This is a genomic window from Streptomyces ardesiacus (genome assembly GCF_003112575.1).
In the GTDB taxonomy this organism is placed as follows: domain Bacteria; phylum Actinomycetota; class Actinomycetes; order Streptomycetales; family Streptomycetaceae; genus Streptomyces; species Streptomyces ardesiacus.
Genome location: NZ_BEWC01000002.1, coordinates 1,140,021 through 1,158,884 on the forward strand (window position 1 = coordinate 1,140,021; position 18,864 = coordinate 1,158,884).

Annotated in this window: 18 protein-coding genes; 14 read left to right on the plus strand and 4 right to left on the minus strand. The window is 73.1% G+C overall.

Features of this window, described 5'->3' with window-relative positions; translation table 11 throughout:
- Nucleotides 1-62 precede the first annotated feature (62 nt).
- A complete protein-coding gene (locus tag Sdi02f_RS12215) occupies nucleotides 63-296 on the minus strand; it encodes an Lrp/AsnC family transcriptional regulator (RefSeq protein WP_030402344.1) in 234 nt (77 codons plus the stop codon).
- Nucleotides 297-546: 250 nt separating this feature from the next.
- On the opposite strand from Sdi02f_RS12215, the gene Sdi02f_RS12220 reads away from it, so the two are divergent.
- Both Sdi02f_RS12220 and thiD read left to right on the plus strand, forming a co-directional pair.
- Nucleotides 547-1,515 (plus strand): thiamine-phosphate kinase, encoded by a 969-nt coding sequence (locus Sdi02f_RS12220; protein WP_030402343.1) that lies wholly within the window; start codon nucleotides 547-549, stop codon nucleotides 1,513-1,515.
- Nucleotides 1,512-2,309 (plus strand): bifunctional hydroxymethylpyrimidine kinase/phosphomethylpyrimidine kinase, encoded by a 798-nt coding sequence (gene thiD / locus Sdi02f_RS12225; RefSeq protein WP_108933224.1) that lies wholly within the window; start codon nucleotides 1,512-1,514, stop codon nucleotides 2,307-2,309. Before Sdi02f_RS12220 ends, thiD begins: the two co-directional genes overlap by 4 nt.
- Nucleotides 2,310-2,727: 418 nt before the next feature.
- Here thiD and rpmB read toward each other — a convergent pair whose 3' ends face one another.
- Entirely contained in the window at nucleotides 2,728-2,913 is a 186-nt protein-coding gene (rpmB, locus tag Sdi02f_RS12230) for a 50S ribosomal protein L28 (RefSeq protein WP_004924906.1), read from the minus strand.
- A 264-nt stretch (nucleotides 2,914-3,177) separates the two neighbouring features.
- Between rpmB and Sdi02f_RS12235 the strand changes: the two genes are divergently transcribed.
- From Sdi02f_RS12235 to mutM, 9 genes are all read left to right on the plus strand, one after another.
- A complete protein-coding gene (locus tag Sdi02f_RS12235) occupies nucleotides 3,178-4,893 on the plus strand; it encodes a DAK2 domain-containing protein (RefSeq protein WP_031185407.1) in 1,716 nt (571 codons plus the stop codon).
- Nucleotides 4,894-4,934: 41 nt separating this feature from the next.
- The gene (gene recG, locus Sdi02f_RS12240; protein WP_031185406.1) at nucleotides 4,935-7,154 is read left to right on the plus strand and encodes an ATP-dependent DNA helicase RecG; all 2,220 of its coding nucleotides are present in this window, start codon (nucleotides 4,935-4,937) and stop codon (nucleotides 7,152-7,154) included.
- 55 nt (nucleotides 7,155-7,209) lie between these two features.
- Nucleotides 7,210-7,797 carry a 16S rRNA (guanine(966)-N(2))-methyltransferase RsmD gene (gene rsmD / locus Sdi02f_RS12245; RefSeq protein ID WP_030402338.1) on the plus strand — a complete coding sequence of 196 codons (588 nt, stop codon included), beginning with the start codon at nucleotides 7,210-7,212 and terminating at the stop codon, nucleotides 7,795-7,797.
- A gap of 26 nt (nucleotides 7,798-7,823) precedes the next feature.
- On the plus strand, nucleotides 7,824-8,303 hold the full coding sequence (coaD, locus tag Sdi02f_RS12250; protein ID WP_003973426.1) for a pantetheine-phosphate adenylyltransferase: 480 nt from the start codon (nucleotides 7,824-7,826) through the stop codon (nucleotides 8,301-8,303).
- Between the two features lie 122 nt (nucleotides 8,304-8,425).
- Complete coding sequence (locus tag Sdi02f_RS12255; protein ID WP_108933225.1) at nucleotides 8,426-9,529, plus strand: cell division initiation protein; 1,104 nt, start codon at nucleotides 8,426-8,428, stop codon at nucleotides 9,527-9,529.
- A gap of 142 nt (nucleotides 9,530-9,671) precedes the next feature.
- Nucleotides 9,672-10,325, plus strand: coding sequence for a YceD family protein (locus Sdi02f_RS12260; RefSeq protein ID WP_030402335.1), 654 nt, complete (start codon nucleotides 9,672-9,674; stop codon nucleotides 10,323-10,325).
- Nucleotides 10,326-10,327: 2 nt separating this feature from the next.
- Nucleotides 10,328-10,501 carry a 50S ribosomal protein L32 gene (gene rpmF / locus Sdi02f_RS12265; protein WP_003951102.1) on the plus strand — a complete coding sequence of 58 codons (174 nt, stop codon included), beginning with the start codon at nucleotides 10,328-10,330 and terminating at the stop codon, nucleotides 10,499-10,501.
- Nucleotides 10,502-10,508: 7 nt separating this feature from the next.
- A complete protein-coding gene (gene rnc / locus Sdi02f_RS12270) occupies nucleotides 10,509-11,339 on the plus strand; it encodes a ribonuclease III (RefSeq protein ID WP_051783480.1) in 831 nt (276 codons plus the stop codon).
- 90 nt (nucleotides 11,340-11,429) lie between these two features.
- Entirely contained in the window at nucleotides 11,430-12,290 is an 861-nt protein-coding gene (gene mutM, locus Sdi02f_RS12275) for a bifunctional DNA-formamidopyrimidine glycosylase/DNA-(apurinic or apyrimidinic site) lyase (protein WP_053662638.1), read from the plus strand.
- Here the strand turns inward: mutM and Sdi02f_RS12280 are convergent.
- Nucleotides 12,280-12,684, minus strand: a complete 405-nt coding sequence (locus Sdi02f_RS12280; RefSeq protein WP_030402332.1) for a winged helix-turn-helix transcriptional regulator — start codon at nucleotides 12,682-12,684, stop codon at nucleotides 12,280-12,282. The genes mutM and Sdi02f_RS12280 overlap by 11 nt on opposite strands.
- Before the next feature lie 53 nt (nucleotides 12,685-12,737).
- Entirely contained in the window at nucleotides 12,738-13,949 is a 1,212-nt protein-coding gene (locus tag Sdi02f_RS12285; RefSeq protein WP_108933226.1) for a CAP domain-containing protein, read from the minus strand.
- A gap of 182 nt (nucleotides 13,950-14,131) precedes the next feature.
- Between Sdi02f_RS12285 and Sdi02f_RS12290 the strand changes: the two genes are divergently transcribed.
- From Sdi02f_RS12290 to smc, 3 genes are all read left to right on the plus strand, one after another.
- Complete coding sequence (locus Sdi02f_RS12290; protein WP_030402330.1) at nucleotides 14,132-14,413, plus strand: acylphosphatase; 282 nt, start codon at nucleotides 14,132-14,134, stop codon at nucleotides 14,411-14,413.
- A 380-nt stretch (nucleotides 14,414-14,793) separates the two neighbouring features.
- On the plus strand, nucleotides 14,794-15,006 hold the full coding sequence (locus Sdi02f_RS12300) for a hypothetical protein (protein ID WP_030188592.1): 213 nt from the start codon (nucleotides 14,794-14,796) through the stop codon (nucleotides 15,004-15,006).
- 251 nt (nucleotides 15,007-15,257) lie between these two features.
- Nucleotides 15,258-18,839 carry a chromosome segregation protein SMC gene (smc, locus tag Sdi02f_RS12305; protein ID WP_108933228.1) on the plus strand — a complete coding sequence of 1,194 codons (3,582 nt, stop codon included), beginning with the start codon at nucleotides 15,258-15,260 and terminating at the stop codon, nucleotides 18,837-18,839.
- Nucleotides 18,840-18,864: the final 25 nt, after the last annotated feature.

The following is an 18,864-nucleotide window of genomic DNA, read 5'->3' on the forward strand; positions in this document are numbered from 1 at the left end:
CCCCTGGGGGGTCGCCTTCTCGCAGTATGATCAGCGGGTTTTCAGGGCGGGTGGAGAGGGCGCTAGAGATGGACGACCGGACAGGTCAGCGTGCGGGTGATGCCGTCCACTTGCTGGACCCTGGCGACCACCATGCGACCCAGTTCGTCGACGGTGTCGGACTGCGCGCGGACGATGACGTCGTAGGGTCCTGTCACGTCCTCGGCCTGGATCACTCCAGGGAGCTTGCTGATCGTCTCGGCGACGGTCGACGCCTTGCCGACCTCCGTCTGGATCAGGATGTACGCCTGTACCACGGAACCTCCAGAGCGGCCACGAGGATCATGTGGGGAAAAGGAACGCCACGGTATCGCGTAGCCGCTCTCCGCGGGGAGACCCGCGGGCCGAGGGCCTCCGCGTCGGGGTGCCGGAGGGACACGAGTTGACGATCACGCCGACCGCGGCGACGGTCACGTCGACCGTAACGAGGACAGGCACGACGCGCGACCGGGCACGGGCACGGTCGCGGGCACGGACAGGGACCGGGACGGAAGGGGAGCCAAGGCGATGAAGGGCACTGTTGGTGAGCTGGGGGAGTTCGGGCTCATCAGGGAGCTCACCTCCCGTCTCACCACCACCCCCGCGGTCCGGGTCGGACCCGGCGACGACGCCGCGGTGGTGGCCGCGCCCGACCGCAGGGTGGTCGCCAGCACCGACATCCTCGTCGAGGGGCGGCACTTCCGCCGGGACTGGTCCACCGCGTACGACGTGGGCCGCAAGGCGGCGGCGCAGAACCTGGCCGACATCGCCGCCATGGGAGCCGTGCCGACCGCGCTGCTGCTCGGCCTGGTCGTCCCCGCCGAACTGCCGGTGACCTGGCCGACGGAGCTGATGGACGGGCTGCGCGACGAGTGCCAGGTCGCGGGCGCCTCCGTGGTCGGCGGCGACGTGGTGCGCGGCGACACCATCACCGTCTCCATCACCGCCCTCGGCGACCTGCGCAACCAGGAGCCCGTCACCCGGGCCGGCGCCCAGCCCGGCGACCTCGTCGCGGTGACCGGCTGGCTGGGCTGGTCCGCCGCCGGGTTCGCCGTCCTCTCCCGCGGCTTCCGGTCGCCGCGTGCCTTCGTCGAGGCCCACCGCCGCCCCGAGCCGCCCTACCACGCCGGTCCGGCCGCCGCGGGCCTCGGCGCCACCGCCATGTGCGACGTGAGCGACGGCCTCATCGCCGACCTCGGACACATCGCGGAGGCCAGCAAGGTCCGCATCGACGTCCGCTCCGGGCAGATCGACATCCCGACCCAGATGAACGACATCGGGCAGGCCGTCGGCGTCGACCCCATGCAGTGGGTGCTCACCGGGGGCGAGGACCACGCGATCGTGGCGACCTTCCCGCCGGACGTGAAACTGCCCGCCCGCTGGAAGGTCATCGGCGAGGTCCTCAACCCCTCCGCGCTGCCCCAGGTCACCGTGGACGGGGCGCCGTGGACCAGCAAGGGCGGCTGGGACCACTTCGCCGGGGACGTGGAGTCGTGAGGCCGCCCCTGGTCCTCACCGTGGCGGGCTCCGACTCCGGCGGCGGCGCCGGGATCCAGGCCGACCTGAAGACGATGCTCGCCCTCGGCACCCACGGCATGAGCGTCCTCACCGCGGTCACCGCGCAGAACTCCCGCGGCGTGCTGGGCGCCTGGGAGCTGCCCGTGGACGCGGTCCGGGCCCAGTACCGCGGCGTCGTGGACGACATCGGCGTCCAGGCGGTCAAGACCGGCATGCTCTCCTCGGCCGAACTGGTCGAGACCGTCGCCGAGTTGCTCGCCGGCACCGACGCGCCCGCCGTCGTGGACCCGGTCGGCGTCTCCAAGCACGGGGACGCGCTGCTCGCCGCCTCCGCCCTGGACTCGGTGCGCACCAGGCTCCTCCCGGTCGCCACCGTCGCTACGCCCAACCTCGACGAGGTCGCCCAACTCACCGGCGTGCGCGTCGAGTCCGAGTCCGACCTGCGCCGGGCCGCGGACGCCGTCCTCGCGTACGGGCCGCGCTGGGTGCTGATCAAGGGCGGCCACCTGGCCGGCGACGCCGTCGACCTGCTCACCAACGGCACCGAGGAACACTGGCTGCGCGCCCCCCGCCTCGACAACCGCCACACGCACGGCACGGGCTGCACCCTCGCCTCGGCCGTGGCCTGCGGGCTGGCCAAGGGCCGGTCGGTGCCGGAGGCGGTGACGGCGGCCAAGGAGTACGTCACCGGGGCGATCGCGGCGGGGTTCCCCCTCGGCGATGGCATCGGACCCGTCGACCACGGCTGGGCACTCGGGCGGGACACTCCCTGAGCCGCATGCCGGTGGCCGCCCCTCCGGCAGCCGCTTGACGCACCCAGCCGCCAGACGGTGGCTGAGCAGCCGGTACGTGCGGTTCCGGCCGGTCGCGCGGATGCGCGGGCAGGCACCCGGCGGAAGCGACGCCGGCGCGGTGAGCACGGCGGGCGGGATCCGCCCGCCGTCGGCGAGGGGCGCCGGCTCGACGAAGCGGGCCTCGTCCGGGGGGCGAGGTGTCTCCGGGCGTGCGTCGGCCGCGGGGCGGTGACGCGGGCCTGCCCGGCGTCCCGGCCGACGCGCCGGGTGAGCCGGGCGGGCCGCCTCGGCCGACGCGGGGCGACGGCGGCGGTGGACACGGCAAAAAGCCGGCCCACACGAGGTGGACCGGCTCCCTACAGCGGACCAGGCAGTGGCCGCGCGCTCAGCTGATGCGTCAGCGCGAGACCTTGCCGGCCTTGATGCACGAGGTGCAAGCGTTCACGCGCTTCGGCGTCCCGCCCACCACGGTACGCACACGCTGGATGTTCGGGTTCCAGCGACGGGGCGTACGGCGGTGCGAGTGCGAGATGTTGTTGCCGAAGCCCGGCCCCTTGCCGCAGACGTCGCAGTTGGCAGCCACGGGTCACTCCAAAGACTTCAGATGCACTTACGGTTGATCCCGGCATGCCGGGATCAAGCTCTCGGACTCGCGAACGGGCCGGGATCTGAGTGGCGGTGCCAGGGGAGAGCCCGATCGGGATCGGGCAACCGGAGCAGCATACAACGGCTGCTCCCGTACAACGAAACTACCACGGCAGCTCAGGGGCCCGTCCCGGCCCTCTTCCGCCGGCCGGCGCCCCAAGGTCTACGCTGCCAGCCACGTCCGCACTCCAGGGAGGCGCAGGTGGCGCAGGTGCCGCAGAGGTTCTTCGACGCTCTGGCGGTGCGTACCTGGTGCGGTCTGTCGCTGCGCGCACTGGGGCGGGCGCGCGAGGAGATCGACGCGATCAACGTCTACCCCGTCGCCGACGGGGACACCGGCACGAACCTCTATCTGACCGTCGAGTCCGCCGTCGCCGCGGTGGAGGCCGTCTTCGCGGCGTACGAGGTGGACGGCGGGACCCGGGGCGCGGACGGCGGGCCGTCGCCGGCCGACGCCGGGCCCTCGCTGGCCGACGCCGTGGGCGCCATGGCGCACGGCGCGCTGATCGGCGCGCGGGGCAACTCCGGCACGATCCTCGCCCAGCTGCTGCGCGGCATGGCCCAGGTGCTCACCGCCCGGGGTGATTCCGCCCACACCGGGGGCCCCGGCCTGCGGCTGGCCCTGCGGCACGCCGCCACCTCCGCCCGGCAGGCCGTGGCCCACCCCGTCGAGGGGACCGTCCTGACCGTCGCCTCGGCCGCCGCCGACGCCGCCGACGGTGCGGAGGGCGACTGCGCCGAGGTGGCCCGCGCGGCGTACGAGGGCGCCCGCGCGGCGCTCGTCGCCACCCCGGGCCAACTGCCCGCCCTGGAGCGCGCCGGAGTGGTCGACGCGGGCGGGCACGGCCTGGTGACGGTCCTCGCGGCCCTGGTGGAGACGTTCACGGGCCGGTCGCCGGGACCGGTTGCCCCGCCGCACGCACGCGTGGAGCACGGCCGGGAGGAGGCCGCGGACGCGACCGCGGCCGAGGAGTGCGCCACTCAGGAGGAGGACGGCCCCGCCTTCGAGGTGATCTACCTCCTGGAGGCCGAGGACGCGGCCGTGGCCCGGCTGCGGCAGCGGCTCGACGCCCTCGGGGACTCCCTCGTCGTGGTCGGCGGCGACGGGCTGTGGAACGTCCATGTGCACGTCGACGACGCGGGCGCCGCCGTGGAGGCGGGCGTCGAGGCCGGACGGCCGTACCGCATCCGCATCACCCACTTCGGGCACGGGGACGCGCACACCGCCAAGGCAGAGCGCCCGCCCCGGGAGCGGACCCAGCGCGCCGTGGTGGCCGTCGTGCCGGGGGAGGGGCTGGCGGAGCTGTACACCGGGGCGGGCGCGACCACCCTGCTCGCGCGCCCGGGGGAGCCGCCCGCCAGCGGAGAACTGGTCCAGGCCGTCCGGCGGGCGCACGCGCGCGAGGTGGTGCTGCTGCCCAACGACACCGACCTGCGCGACACCGCCGCCGCGGCGGCCGAGCAGGCCCGCACCGAGGGCATCCGCGTCGCCCTCATCCCGACCCGTTCCGCGGTCCAGGGCATCGCCGCGCTCGCCGTGCACGAGCCCGAGCGGCGCTTCGACGAGGACGTGGTGGCGATGACCTCGGCGGCCGGCGCCACCCGCCACGCCGAGGTCACCGTCGCCGAACGGCAGTCCTGGACCACGGCCGGCATCTGCCAGGCCGGGGACGTCCTCGGCCTCATCGACGGCGACGTGGCAGTGATCGGGGCCGACGTCTCGCAGGTCGCCGCGACCGTCCTGGACCGCATGCTGTCGGCCGGCGGCGAGCTGGTCACCCTCGTCCTCGGCGACGAGGCCCCGCAGGCCGTCGCCGACCACCTGGAGGCCCGCGTCCGGGAGGCGTACCTCGCCGTCGACACCGTGGTCTACCGGGGCGGCAGGCAGGGCGCCCTGCTGCTCGTGGGCGTGGAGTAGGGCGGCGCCGCTGTGCGCCGTTGTCAGTGGCGTGGTGTGCAATGGATCCCGTGCCCGCACTGCGAGAACCCCTGAAGAAGGTGCTCGGCCCCGCCACCGCGAAGGTGATGGCCGAGCACCTCGGCCTGCACACCGTCGGCGACCTCCTCCACCACTACCCCCGCAGGTACGAGGAGCGCGGTCAGCTCACCCACCTCGCCGACCTCCCCATGGACGAGCACGTCACCGTGGTCGCCCAGGTCGCCGACGCCCGTCTGCACACCTTCGCCTCGTCGAAGGCACCGCGCGGCAAGGGACAGCGCCTCGAGGTGACCATCACCGACGGCAGCGGCCGCCTCCAGCTGGTCTTCTTCGGCAACGGCGTGCACAAGCCCCACAAGGAACTCCTGCCGGGCACCCGCGCGATGTTCTCCGGCAAGGTCTCCGTCTTCAACCGCCGACTCCAACTGGCCCACCCCGCATACGAGTTGCTGCGCGGCGACGCCGAGGGCGAGGAGACCGCCGAGTCCTGGGCGGGCGCCCTCATCCCCCTCTACCCGGCCACCGCCAAGCTGGAGTCCTGGAAGCTAGCCAAGGCGATCCAGACGGTGCTGCCCAGCGCCCAGGAGGCCGTCGACCCGCTCCCCGAGTCGCTGCGCGAGGGACGGGGCCTGGTCTCCCTGCCCGAGGCCCTCCTCAAGATCCACCGCCCGCACACCAAGGCCGACATCGAGGACGCCCGCGCCCGCCTGAAGTGGGACGAGGCCTTCGTCCTCCAGGTCGCCCTCGCCCGCCGCCGCCACGCCGAGACCCAGCTCCCCGCCGTCCCTCGCCGGCCGAGCCCCGACGGCCTGCTCACCGCCTTCGACGACCGGCTCCCCTTCACCCTCACCGAGGGCCAGCAGCGGGTCTCCCGCGAGATCTTCGACGACCTCGCCACCGACCACCCGATGCACCGGCTGCTCCAGGGCGAGGTGGGCAGCGGCAAGACCCTCGTCGCCCTGCGCGCCATGCTCGCCGTCGTCGACTCCGGGGGGCAGGCCGTGATGCTGGCGCCCACCGAGGTGCTGGCCCAGCAGCACCACCGGTCGGTCGTCGAGATGATGGGCGAGCTGGCCGAGGGCGGGATGCTCGGCGGCGCCGAGCACGCCACCAAGGTGGTGCTGCTCACCGGTTCCATGGGCGCCGCCGCCCGGCGGCACGCCCTGCTCGACCTGGCCACCGGCGAGGCCGGCATCGTCATCGGCACGCACGCGCTGATCGAGGACAAGGTCCAGTTCCACGACCTCGGCCTGGTCGTCGTCGACGAGCAGCACCGCTTCGGCGTCGAGCAGCGCGACGCCCTGCGCGGCAAGGGCAAGCAGCCCCCGCACCTGCTCGTCATGACCGCCACCCCCATCCCGCGCACCGTCGCCATGACCGTCTTCGGCGACCTGGAGACCTCCGTCCTGGACCAGCTCCCGGCCGGCCGGTCCCCGATCGCCAGCCACGTCGTCCCGGCCGCCGACAAACCCCACTTCCTCGCCCGTGCCTGGGAGCGGGTCCGCGAGGAGGTGGCGAACGGCCACCAGGCGTACGTCGTCTGCCCGCGCATCGGCGACGAGGACGACGACCCGAAGAAGGGCGCCAAGCCGTCCGGGCGGCCCCCGCAGGACGACGCCGACAAGCGGCCCCCGCTCGCCGTCCTCGACGTCGCCGAGGGCCTGGCCAAGGGGCCGCTCCAGGGGCTCGGGGTGGAGGTCCTGCACGGCCGCATGCAGCCCGACGACAAGGACGCGGTCATGCGCCGCTTCGCCGCCGGGGAGACGGACGTCCTGGTCGCCACCACCGTCATCGAGGTCGGTGTGAACGTCCCCAACGCCACCGCGATGGTGATCATGGACGCCGACCGCTTCGGCGTCTCCCAGCTCCACCAGCTGCGCGGCCGTGTCGGCCGCGGCTCCGCCCCCGGCCTGTGCCTGCTGGTCAGCGAGATGCCCGAGGCGAGCGCGGCCCGGCAGCGGCTGAACGCCGTCGCGAGCACCCGCGACGGCTTCGAGCTCTCCCGCATCGACCTCGAACAGCGCCGCGAGGGCGACGTCCTCGGCCAGGCCCAGTCCGGCGCCCGCACCTCCCTGCGGGTCCTCGCCGTCATCGAGGACGAGGAGATCATCGCGGAGGCGAGACGGGAGGCGGCCGCCGTCGTCGCCGCCGACCCGGAGCTGACCGGCCTGCCGGGGCTGCGCACGGCCCTTCAGGCGCTGCTGGACGAGGAGCGGGAGCAGTACCTGGAGAAGGGCTGAGAGACTGGCAGCGGACACCGTCCGTCCACCCGAGCACACCGACAAGGACGCAGACATGACCCGCGTGATCGCCGGCAAGGCCGGCGGACGTCGCCTGGCCGTCCCGCCGGGAACCGGTACCCGTCCCACCTCCGACCGCGCGCGCGAGGGCCTGCTCTCCACCTGGCAGTCCCTGCTCGGCGGCCCGCTGGACGGCGAACGCGTCCTCGACCTGTACGCGGGATCCGGTGCCGTCGGCCTGGAGGCGCTGTCCCGCGGCGCGGGGCACGTGCTGCTCGTCGAGGCCGACGCCCGTGCCGTCCGCACGGTCCGGGCGAACGTCGACTCCCTCGGTCTGCCCGGCGCCGAGGTCAGGGCGGGCAAAGCGGAACAGATCATCCGCACCCCGGCCCCGGGCGAGCCGTACGACGTCGTCTTCCTGGACCCGCCGTACGCCGTCTCGGACGACGATCTTCGGGAGATCCTGCTCACACTCCGTACCGAGGGGTGGCTCGCACCGGACGCGCTCGTCACCGTGGAGCGCAGCACCAGAGGTGGCGAATTCCGCTGGCCGGACGGCTTCGAGGCGATCCGGTCCCGTCGCTACGGCGAGGGAACGTTTTGGTACGGTCGCGCCGCCTCTACGTGCGAAGACGCACGATGACCGGACCGGAGAGCGAGGGAACACAAGTGCGCCGTGCCGTCTGTCCCGGGTCGTTCGACCCGATCACCAACGGACACCTCGACATCATCGCCCGGGCCTCCAGCCTGTACGACGAGGTCTACGTCGCCGTGATGATCAACCAGGCGAAGAAGGGCCTGTTCGAGATCGAGGAGCGGATCGACCTCATCCGCCGGGTCACCGCCGAGTACGGCAACGTCCGCGTGGAGTCCTTCCACGGGCTGCTCGTCGACTTCTGCAAGCAGCGCGAGATCCCCGCCATCGTCAAGGGCCTGCGCGCGGTCAGCGACTTCGACTACGAACTGCAGATGGCCCAGATGAACAACGGCCTCTCCGGTGTGGAGACCCTCTTCATCCCCACCAACCCCACCTACAGCTTCCTGTCGTCCTCCCTGGTCAAGGAGGTCGCGACCTGGGGCGGCGACGTCGCCCACCTGGTGCCGCCGCTGGTCCTGGAAGCCCTCACGGAGCGCCTGAGGAACCGCTGACCGGTCCCTCGCGCGGCCCGCGGAGACTGACAAACCGTCACCCGGTGTCCCCGGGACACCCCGGGGTCGTACAGTCGTCCCGTCCGTCTCCAACACAGTCCGTAGAGAGTGGCGAGCACACGGTGGACGTGCAGAACAAGCTCGACGAGATCACCGCGTTGGTCTCCGGCGCCCGCGCCATGCCCATGTCGGCCTCGTGCGTGGTCAACCGCGCCGAACTGCTCTCGATGCTGGAGGAGCTCCGCGCGGAGCTGCCCGGTTCCCTCGCCCAGGCGCAGGAGTTGATCGGCGACCGCGAGCAGATGGTCGCCGCGGCCCGCCAGGAGGCCGACCGGATCATCGAGAGCGCGCACGCCGAACGCGGTTCCCTGATCGCCGGAACCGAGGTCGCCCGCCGCTCCCAGGCCGAGGCCGACCGGATCCTCGCCGAGGCCCGCCAGGAGGCCGAGGAGGTCCGTGCCGAGGCCGACGACTACGTCGACTCCAAGCTCGCCAACTTCGAGGTCGTCCTCACCAAGACCCTCGGCTCCGTCGGACGGGGCCGCGAGAAGCTCCTGGGCACCGGACCCGGCCTCGACGAGCACGGCTACGAGGACGAGGACGCCCCCGAGCGCAGCCACGACCCCGAGACCCTGCGCCGCGACGCCGACGCCTACGTCGACACCAAGCTCGGCGCCTTCGAGGCCGTGCTGGCCAAGACGCTGGAAGCGGTCGGCAAGGGCCGCCAGAAACTGCACGGCCGGATCGCCACCGACGACCTCGGGCTCCTCGCCGACGACACGAGCACCGTCCAGCACTCCAGCGACGCCGACTACCTCGCCGGCCTCGCGGATCTCGCCGACGCCCCGGCCCCCGCGCCCGCCCCGGCCCCCGCCGAGCAGCCCCGGTACGGCGAGCAGCAGCCCGCGGCGGCCCGGGCCGTGCCCGAGATGCCGGCCCAGGACCCGGCCTACGGCTACGTCCCGCAGCAGCCCGACCCCTACGCGGCCTACCAGCAGACCTACGACGCCGGCCAGGACCCGTACGGCTACCAGCAGCAGGGCGCCGACCCGTACGCGTACCCGTACGACGGCGGGCAGCAGGCGTACGACGCACAGCAGGGCTACGTCCAGCCGGCGCACGCCCCGCAGGCCCAGCCGCAGGCACTCGACGAGACCAGCCTCTTCGACACCAGCATGATCAGCGCCGAGCAGCTCAGGGCGTACGAACAGGGCCGCGGCCTCTAGCGGCGCCGGGTGCTCCGGCCCGGATTGGGACGAGAGCGCATGGTCCAGTATCCTGGCTCTTCGGTCGCGCGTACGTCCGCGATCGCCGCTGCCCGGGAACACCGAAGGGCGGCGCCCCCACCCACGAAGACCGAAAGCAGGAATGGTTCTGAACGCGCGCCTCGACCACCGCGACCCCCTCGTGTTCGACACGCACGAGCTGGGACGGCGGCCCGGTGCGCTCCAGCGCCTGACCCGCACGGTCGACGCTCCCAAGGACTTCGGTCTCCAGGGCGTCATCGGAGTGCCGGAAGGCGCCCCGGTGGAACTCGACCTCCGGCTCGAGTCGGTCATGGAAGGGGTGCTCGTCACAGGCACCGCCCGTGCCAGGGCCCAGGGGGAGTGCGTAAGGTGTCTGGAGCCGCTCGAGCAGCAGCTCGAAGCGGACTTCCAGGAGCTGTTCTCGTACCCTGACGCCGACGACCGTGGCCGCCCCGTGGCGGAACCGGGCGACGACGCCGAGGACGACGAGGACAGGTTCTTCGTCGAGGACGGCCTGATCGGCCTCGAACCCGTGCTGCGCGACGCGGTGGTGCTCGCACTGCCGATGCAGCCGGTGTGCCAGGAAGACTGCCCGGGTCTGTGCTCCCAGTGCGGAGTGCGCCTGGCGGACGACCCGGACCACCACCACGACGCCGTCGACATTCGTTGGGCGGCATTGCAGGGACTCGCCGGTTCACTCGGAGACGGCGAGAAGGACGAGATGAGCGGCGACGGGCCAGATTCCGCGGACGCCGCCGAGAAGCAGGAGAAGTAGCCGTGGCTGTTCCGAAGCGGAAGATGTCGCGCAGCAACACGCGCCACCGCCGGTCGCAGTGGAAGGCTGCGGTCCCCACCCTGGTTGCGTGCGAGCGCTGCCACGAGCCCAAGCAGCAGCACATCGCGTGCCCGTCTTGCGGCACTTACAACAAGCGCCAGGTCCTCGAGGTCTGAGCGGCTGGTGAGAGGCACTGTGTCAGTCCCCAAGAAGGCGGAAGACGCCAAGGCGGACCCACCCGCCAAGAAGAAGGCGGACACCCAGGCCTCGTCCCACACGCTTCTGGAAGGGCGGCTCGGCTACCAGCTCGAGTCCGCCCTTCTGGTGCGTGCACTGACCCACCGTTCCTACGCGTACGAGAACGGCGGTCTGCCGACGAACGAGCGGCTGGAGTTCCTCGGTGACTCCGTCCTCGGCCTCGTCGTCACGGACACGCTGTACCGCACCCACCCCGACCTGCCCGAAGGCCAGTTGGCCAAGTTGCGGGCCGCGGTGGTCAACTCGCGTGCGCTGGCGGAGGTGGGCCGCGGGCTGGAACTCGGCTCCTTCATCCGGCTCGGCCGGGGCGAAGAGGGCACGGGTGGCCGGGACAAGGCGTCCATCCTCGCCGACACCCTCGAAGCGGTGATCGGCGCGGTCTATCTCGACCAGGGCCTCGACGCGGCCTCCGAACTGGTGCACCGCCTGTTCGACCCGCTGATCGAGAAGTCCTCGAACCTCGGTGCCGGCCTGGACTGGAAGACCAGCCTCCAGGAACTCACCGCGACCGAAGGGCTCGGCGTCCCCGAGTACCTGGTCACGGAGACCGGCCCGGACCACGAGAAGACCTTCACTGCTGCCGCCCGCGTCGGAGGCGTCTCGTACGGCACCGGCACCGGCCGCAGCAAGAAGGAGGCGGAGCAGCAGGCCGCGGAATCCGCGTGGCGGTCCATCCGGGCCGCGGCGGACGAGCGTGCCAAGGCGACGGCGAACGCCGTCGACGTGGACCCCGACGAGGCGTCCGCCTCCGCCTGACCCACCCACCGCACGGTCCGAGCGCCCGCCCCGTCTCCGGGGCGGGCGCTCGGCTCGTCACCCGCCCACCGGCCCACCCGAGGGGAAGCCATGCCCGAGTTGCCCGAGGTAGAGGTCGTACGGCGCGGCCTGGAACGCTGGGTCGCCCACCGGACGGTCGCCGACGCCGAGGTACTGCACCCGCGCGCGGTACGCCGCCACGTCGCCGGACCCGACGACTTCGCCCACCGTCTCAAGGGCCACCGCGTCGGCACCCCCAGCCGCCGCGGCAAGTACCTGTGGCTGCCGCTGGAGGACACCGGCCAGGCGGTCCTCGCCCACCTCGGCATGAGCGGCCAGCTCCTGGTGCAGCCGCACGAGGCACCCGCCGAGAAGCACCTGCGCATCCGGGTCCGCTTCGCCGACGCCCTCGGCACCGAGCTCCGCTTCGTCGACCAGCGCACCTTCGGCGGCCTCTCGCTGCACGAGACGACTCCCGAGGGCCTGCCCGACGTCATCGCGCACATCGCCCGCGACCCGCTGGACCCCCTCTTCGACGACGAGGCCTTCCACCAGGCGCTGCGCCGCAAGCGGACCACGGTCAAACGCGCCCTGCTCGACCAGTCCCTGATCAGCGGCGTCGGCAACATCTACGCGGACGAGGCCCTGTGGCGCGCCCGCCTGCACTACGAACGCCCCACGGCGACCCTCACCCGCCCCCGCACCACCGAACTCCTCGGCCACGTCCGGGACGTGATGAACGCGGCCCTCGCCGTGGGCGGCACCAGCTTCGACAGCCTGTACGTCAACGTCAACGGCGAGTCCGGCTACTTCGACCGCTCGCTCGACGCGTACGGCCGCGAGGGCCTGCCCTGCCGCCGCTGCGGCACACCCGTGCGCCGTCGGCCGTGGATGAACCGCTCCAGCTACTTCTGCCCGAAGTGCCAGCGGCCGCCGAGGGTCACGGCGTAGGCGTCCGCCGCTGCTCGTACCGCTCGCGCGAGGCCAGGACCTCGTCCATCCGCCCCTCGACGCACTGGATGAGCGCGAGCAGCCGCTCGGCCACCTCGCGGCCCAGCGGCGTCAGCTCGTAGTCCACGCGAGGCGGGTTGGTGGGCTGGGCCTCGCGGTGCACCAGCCCGTCGCGCTCCAGCGCGTGCAGGGTCTGGGCCAGCATCTTCTCGCTCACGCCGTCCACCCGGCGGCGCAGCTCGTTGAACCGGAACGACCCTTCGTGCAGCGCGCCGAGCGTCAGCGCGCCCCAGCGGCCCGTGACGTGCTCCAGGGTGCCGCGCGAGGGACAGGCCCGGGAGAACACGTCGTACGGCAGATCCTGCTCCGCCGTGCGTTCCTGCGTGGTCGACATGCCTCCAGCGTACGTGAGCACAGCGCTGCGCCCCAGTGCGCGCGGGGCGGGGGTCAGTAGCCGAAGTCCTGCGTCCACCACGGGCCGCCGGAGCCGAAGTGGACGCCGACCCCCAGGGTCTTGAAGTCGCAGTTCAGGATGTTGGCCCGGTGGCCGGGGCTGGCCATCCAGGCGTCCATCACGGCCTGGGCGTCGGCCTGGCCGCGGGCTATGTTCTCGCCGCCGAGACCGCTGATGCCCGCTGCCGCCGCCCGGTCCCAGGGGGTCGCGCCGCTGGGGTCGGTGTGGTCGAAGAAGCCCTGGGTGGCCATGGCCCTGCTGAAGTCCTCGGCCAGTTCGCGCAGGGCGCTGTTGGCGGCCACCGGGCTGCAGCCCGCCTTGGCGCGTTCGTCGTTGACCAGCTTGAGCACCTGGGCCTCGGCGACGGCAGCCTCCGAGGGGGCGGCGGGGGCGGCGGGCCGCTGGGTGGCCGTGCGGGAGGGCGTGGGCTTCGGCTTCGGGCCGGTGCTCGGAGCCGTCCTCGGCTTCCCGGTCTTCGACGGCGTCCCCGCCGGGGCGGCGGGCTTCGAGGCCGGTGCCGAGGTGGAGGGCGTGGCCGAGGGGGACGGGGAGTCGTCCTTCGAGGACTCCTTCTTCGAGGACTCCTTCGCCGACGGAGACGAGGAGGTCCCGGAGGGCGAGGCGGAGCGGTCGGCACCCCGGCCCGCCGCGCCGGCGTCGTCGCGGCCGGGGTCGGCGCTGCCCGACGTACCGCCCTGCTGGGACGGACCGTTGGTCGGCGCCTCCTGGGCCCGCACCGGGTCACCGCCGCCGCTGCCGCCGCCTATTCGGTAGTTGTCGAGGCCGGGCACCGCGCCGGTGGCCACCGCCACCGTGCCGATGGCGACCGCCGCGGACACCCCGAGCAGACCCGTGCGGACGCCGATGGCCGTCTTCCTGCGGCGGCGACGGCGCCCTCCGCCGGGCTGCGGGCCGCCGTCGGGGGTGTAGCCGTCGGCGGGGAAGGCGACGGTGCGGGCGGCCTGCGGGGCCTCGCCGTCCGGGCCGTCCGCGAACAGGTAGGCGTCGCTCCGGGCGCGGACCTCGGCGTACGCCTCGGGGTTCAGATAGGGGGCGATCCCCATCGCGGGGGTCTCGCCCGCCTCGCCCGTGCCGGGCGTCAGCGGGGCGTGGCCCCCTCCCGTCGCAGTGCCGTCCGTCCCCTGGTCCCCCGCGGCGCGGCCCGTGGCGGCGCGGCCGGCGGCGGAGCGTCGGTGGCGTCCCATGTCCTGGCCTTCCTCGTCCTCGTCCTCGCGCTGGGCGTGCCCCGCGGTCGACTGTGCTCACGATCAACACGGAACTCACACGATCGAGTGAGTTTCATGTGGGATTCATTGGACCGGGACGGTACCGCATGGCGCCTGGGGGTGAAGTGTCGCGCGGGACATTGACTGGTTAGGTTGCAGTCATGAGCGAGGATGTACGGCTGGTCGCGTGGGTGCGCGGACAGGTCCAGGGCGTGGGATTCCGCTGGTTCACGCGGGCCAGGGCGCTGGAACTCGGCGGGATGAGTGGTTTTGCTCTCAATCTGGACGACGGCCGCGTCCAGGTCGTCGCCGAGGGTCCGCGCGAACGCTGCGAGGGGCTGCTCGACTGGCTGCGCGGTGACGACACGCCCGGACGCGTGGACGGAGTGACCGAGATCTGGGACACACCCCGCGGGGGCTACGACGGCTTCGCCATCCGCTGACTTCCGGCCGCGCGGGGGCCCGCGGAGGCCTCGCGCGACCCTCCCCGCGGGGGCGGGACGGAGGAAAACGGGCAGGTGGTTGCCAAGAACGGCCGCTCGTGGCAGGCTCCGCACGCAGGAATGATCGCCACGCCCCGAGGGGCCCGCAGGAGTCGCCGCGCCGCCGCTTCCCGGCCGCGCGCCCCCGGGTGCCCGCCAATACGGGGCGTGATCGTGTTGACCGTCAAACTTTTTGGTGAGACGCTGAAAGCCCCGCGCACCTTAGCTGTTTGGCATGGTTGAACGGCAGAGAAAACTTCACAGTGCCAAGCACCGCGGGTGCGATTCCCTCACGACCCACACCGCTTCGGTCGGTCACTCATTGTGGAGGACCATCCATCATGGCAAAGGCGCTTCTCGGTTACGTCGGCGGCTCCGACCCGCGACTCCTCGCCGAGATGCGACGGCTCCAGCAGCGCGTCCAGGACCTGGAATCCGAGCTCGGACGAATCCAGGCGGAGAAGGACGCGCTGGCGGCTGCCGCTTCTCACGACAGGATCATGGAGAGCATGGAGAGCGTTGACGCACACCAGGCGGAGCCTGCGCTCACCTGATCACTGCATCGCTCCACTTCGGCACTGCAGTGGTTGGGCCCGTCCGTACAACCGCTAGGTGTCAGAGTCTGCAAGGGACGCTTCGGCGTCCCTTCTTTCTTTCCCGCCCCCGTCCCCTCTCGCCCCGTCCCTGCCCCGCGCAACCTTTCACCCTCTTCAACGTCTGATGTGCCCTGCATGTTCACCGGCGAAACCGCGGCGGTTCACCGGTTCATGGAGTGAGACACACCCGAAAGGTAGAGTCCGACGGCGTGCACCTGAAGGCCCTGACCCTCCGCGGGTTCAAGTCGTTCGCCTCGGCGACCACGCTCCGGTTCGAGCCCGGCATCACCTGCGTCGTCGGCCCGAACGGCTCGGGCAAGTCCAACGTCGTCGACGCGCTCAGCTGGGTCATGGGCGAGCAGGGCGCCAAGTCGCTGCGCGGCGGCAAGATGGAGGACGTCATCTTCGCCGGCACCACCGGCCGCCCGCCGCTCGGCCGGGCCGAGGTGTCGCTGACCATCGACAACTCCGACGGGGCCCTGCCCATCGAGTACGCCGAGGTCACCATCACGCGGATCATGTTCCGCAACGGCGGCAGCGAGTACCAGATCAACGGCGACACCTGCCGTCTCCTCGACATCCAGGAACTGCTCTCCGACTCCGGCATCGGCCGCGAGATGCACGTCATCGTCGGCCAGGGCCAGCTCGACTCCGTCCTGCACGCCGACCCGATGGGCCGCCGCGCCTTCATCGAGGAGGCCGCCGGCGTCCTCAAGCACCGCAGGCGCAAGGAGAAGGCGCTCAGGAAACTGGACGCGATGCAGGCCAACCTCGCGCGCGTGCAGGACCTCACCGACGAGCTGCGGCGCCAGCTCAAGCCCCTCGGCCGGCAGGCCGCCGTCGCCCGCAGGGCCGCCGTCATCCAGGCCGACCTCCGGGACGCCCGGCTCCGGCTCCTCGCCGACGACCTCGTCCGCATGCGCGAGGCGCTGCGGGCCGAGATCGCCGACGAAGCCGCCCTCAAGGAGCGCAAGGAGGCCGCCGAGCAGGAGCTGGGCCGGGCCCTGCGCAGGGAGGCCGGCCTGGAGGAGGAGGTGCGCCGGCTCACCCCGCGCCTCCAGCGCGCCCAGCAGACCTGGTACGAGCTGTCCCAGCTCGCCGAGCGGGTGCGCGGCACGATCTCACTGGCCGACGCGCGCGTGAAGAGCGCCACCTCGGCGCCGCCCGAGGAGCGCCGGGGCCGCGACCCGGAGGACCTGGAGCGCGAGGCCGCCCGCGTCCGGGAGCAGGAGGCCGAACTCGAAGCGGCGCTGGAGGCGGCCGAACACGCCCTGGAGGACACGGTCGCCCACCGCGCCGACCTCGAACGCGAACTGGCCCTGGAGGAGCGCCGCCTCAAGGACGCCGCCCGCGCCATCGCCGACCGCCGCGAGGGGCTGGCCCGGCTCAGCGGACAGGTCGGCGCCGCCCGTTCCCGAGCCGCCTCCGCCCAGGCCGAGATCGAGCGGCTGGCCGAGGCCCGCGACGCGTCCGGGGAGCGGGCCGCCGCCGCCCAGAAGGAGTACGAGGCCCTCCAGGCCGAGGTCGACGGTCTCGACGCCGACGACCAGGAACTCGCCGACCGGCACGAGGCCGCCAGGCGGGACCTGGCCGAGGCGGAGGCCGCGCTGGGCGCCGCCCGCGAGGCGGCCACCGCCGCCGAACGCGAACGCGCCGCCACCCGGGCCCGGCACGACGCCCTCGCGCTCGGCCTGCGCCGCAAGGACGGCACCGGCGCCCTGCTCGCCGCCAAGGACCGGCTCGGCGGCCTGCTCGGTCCCGCCGCCGGTCTCCTCACCGTCACGCCCGGCCACGAGGCGGCCCTCGCCACCGCCTTCGGCGCCGCCGCCGACGCCCTCGCGGTGACCTCCCCCGCGGCCGCCGCCGACGCCCTCCGGCTGCTGCGCAAGCAGGACGCGGGCCGCGCCGCCCTGCTGCTCGCCGGCGCCCCCGAGGACGCGCCGCACGGGCCGCGCGGGGACGGGCCGCCGTACGCCGCCGACCTGGTGCAGGGTCCCGCCGAGCTGATGCCCGCCGTACGGCGGCTGCTGCGGGGGATCGTCGTCGTCGCCACCCTGGAGGACGCCGAGGACCTCGTCCACGCCCGCCCCGGGCTGACCGCGGTCACCGCCGAGGGCGACCTGCTGGGCGCCCACTTCGCGCAGGGCGGGTCCGCCGGTGCGCCCAGCCTCCTGGAGGTGCAGGCGTCCGTGGACCAGGCCGCCGCCGAGCTGGAGGAGCTGGGCGTGCGGTGCGAAGAGCTGGCCGGGGCACAGGAGGCGGCCGTCGTACGGCGCCGGGAGTGCGCCGCGCTCGTCGAGGAACTGGGGGAGCGGCGCCGGGCCGCCGACCGGGAGAAGTCGTCCGTGGCCCAGCAGCTCGGGCGGCTGGCGGGCCAGGCGCGGGGCGCCGCCGGCGAGGCGGAACGGTCCGCCGCAGCTGCCGCCCGGGCGCAGGAGGCGCTCGACCAGGCGCTCATGGAGGTCGAGGAACTGGCCGAGCGGCTCGCCGTCGCCGAGGAGATGCCGGTCGAGGAGGAGCCCGACACCGCCGCCCGCGACCGTCTCGCCGCCGACGGGGCCAACGCCCGCCAGACCGAGATGGAGGCCCGCCTCCAGGTCCGTACGCACGAGGAGCGGGTCAAGGGGCTCGCCGGGCGGGCCGACTCCCTGGACCGGGCCGCCCGCGCAGAACGCGAGGCACGCGCGCGTGCCGAGCAGCGGCGGGCCAGGCTGCGGCACGAGGCGGCCGTCGCCGAGGCGGTCGCGGCCGGCGCCCGGCAGCTGCTCGCCCACGTCGAGGTCTCCCTCACCCGGGCCGACGAGGAACGCACCCTCGCCGAGGCGGCCAAGGCCCGGCGCGAGCAGGAGCTGACCGCCGCGCGCACCGCCGGACGCGACCTCAAGGCGGAGCTGGACAAGTTGACGGATTCAGTTCACCGGGGCGAGGTACTCGGCGCCGAGAAGCGGCTGCGGATCGAGCAGCTCGAGACCAAGGCGTTGGAGGAACTCGGTGTGGAACCGGCGGGGCTCGCGGCCGAGTACGGCCCCCATCAAGAGGTGCCGCCCTCGCCCCCCGCCGAGGGCGAGGTGCTCCCCGAGGACCCGGAGCACCCGCGCAACCGCCCGCGCCCGTACGTCCGCGCCGAGCAGGAGAAGCGGTTGAAGGCCGCCGAGCGCGCCTACCAGCAGCTCGGCAAGGTCAACCCGCTGGCGCTGGAGGAGTTCGCGGCGCTGGAGGAGCGGCACCAGTTCCTCAGCGAGCAGCTCGAGGACCTGAAGAAGACCCGCGCCGACCTGCTCCAGGTCGTCAAGGAGGTCGACGAGCGCGTCGAGCAGGTCTTCACCGAGGCGTTCCGGGACACCGCCCGGGAGTTCGAGGGCGTCTTCGGCCGCCTCTTCCCCGGCGGCGAGGGACGGCTGGTCCTGACCGATCCCGACAACATGCTCACCACGGGCGTGGACGTCGAGGCCCGGCCGCCGGGCAAGAAGGTCAAGCGGCTGTCGCTGCTCTCCGGCGGGGAGCGCTCGCTGACCGCGGTGGCGATGCTGGTGTCGATCTTCAAGGCCCGGCCGAGTCCGTTCTACGTGATGGACGAGGTCGAGGCCGCGCTCGACGACACCAACCTGCAGCGGCTGATCCGGATCATGCAGGAGCTGCAGGAGGCGTCGCAGCTCATCGTGATCACGCACCAGAAGCGCACGATGGAGGTCGCCGACGCGCTCTACGGCGTGTCCATGCAGGGCGACGGTGTGTCGAAGGTCATCAGCCAGCGGCTGCGCCAGGGCCGGGCTCGCGAGGGCTCAACCTGAAGGCTCTGACCACGGTTAACTTCAA

What these genes read in the sequence shown, in the direction of transcription:
- mutM (WP_053662638.1), top strand. Translation starts at nt 11,430, where the DNA reads ATGCCCGAGTTGCCCGAGGTAGAGGTCGTACGGCGCGGCCTGGAACGC.
- rsmD (WP_030402338.1), top strand. Translation starts at nt 7,210, where the DNA reads ATGACCCGCGTGATCGCCGGCAAGGCCGGCGGACGTCGCCTGGCCGTC.
- Sdi02f_RS12220 (WP_030402343.1), top strand. Translation starts at nt 547, where the DNA reads ATGAAGGGCACTGTTGGTGAGCTGGGGGAGTTCGGGCTCATCAGGGAG.
- Sdi02f_RS12300 (WP_030188592.1), top strand. Translation starts at nt 14,794, where the DNA reads ATGGCAAAGGCGCTTCTCGGTTACGTCGGCGGCTCCGACCCGCGACTC.
- recG (WP_031185406.1), top strand. Translation starts at nt 4,935, where the DNA reads ATGGATCCCGTGCCCGCACTGCGAGAACCCCTGAAGAAGGTGCTCGGC.
- Sdi02f_RS12290 (WP_030402330.1), top strand. Translation starts at nt 14,132, where the DNA reads ATGAGCGAGGATGTACGGCTGGTCGCGTGGGTGCGCGGACAGGTCCAG.
- Sdi02f_RS12260 (WP_030402335.1), top strand. Translation starts at nt 9,672, where the DNA reads ATGGTTCTGAACGCGCGCCTCGACCACCGCGACCCCCTCGTGTTCGAC.
- Sdi02f_RS12285 (WP_108933226.1), bottom strand. Translation starts at nt 13,949, where the DNA reads ATGGGACGCCACCGACGCTCCGCCGCCGGCCGCGCCGCCACGGGCCGC.
- Sdi02f_RS12280 (WP_030402332.1), bottom strand. Translation starts at nt 12,684, where the DNA reads ATGTCGACCACGCAGGAACGCACGGCGGAGCAGGATCTGCCGTACGAC.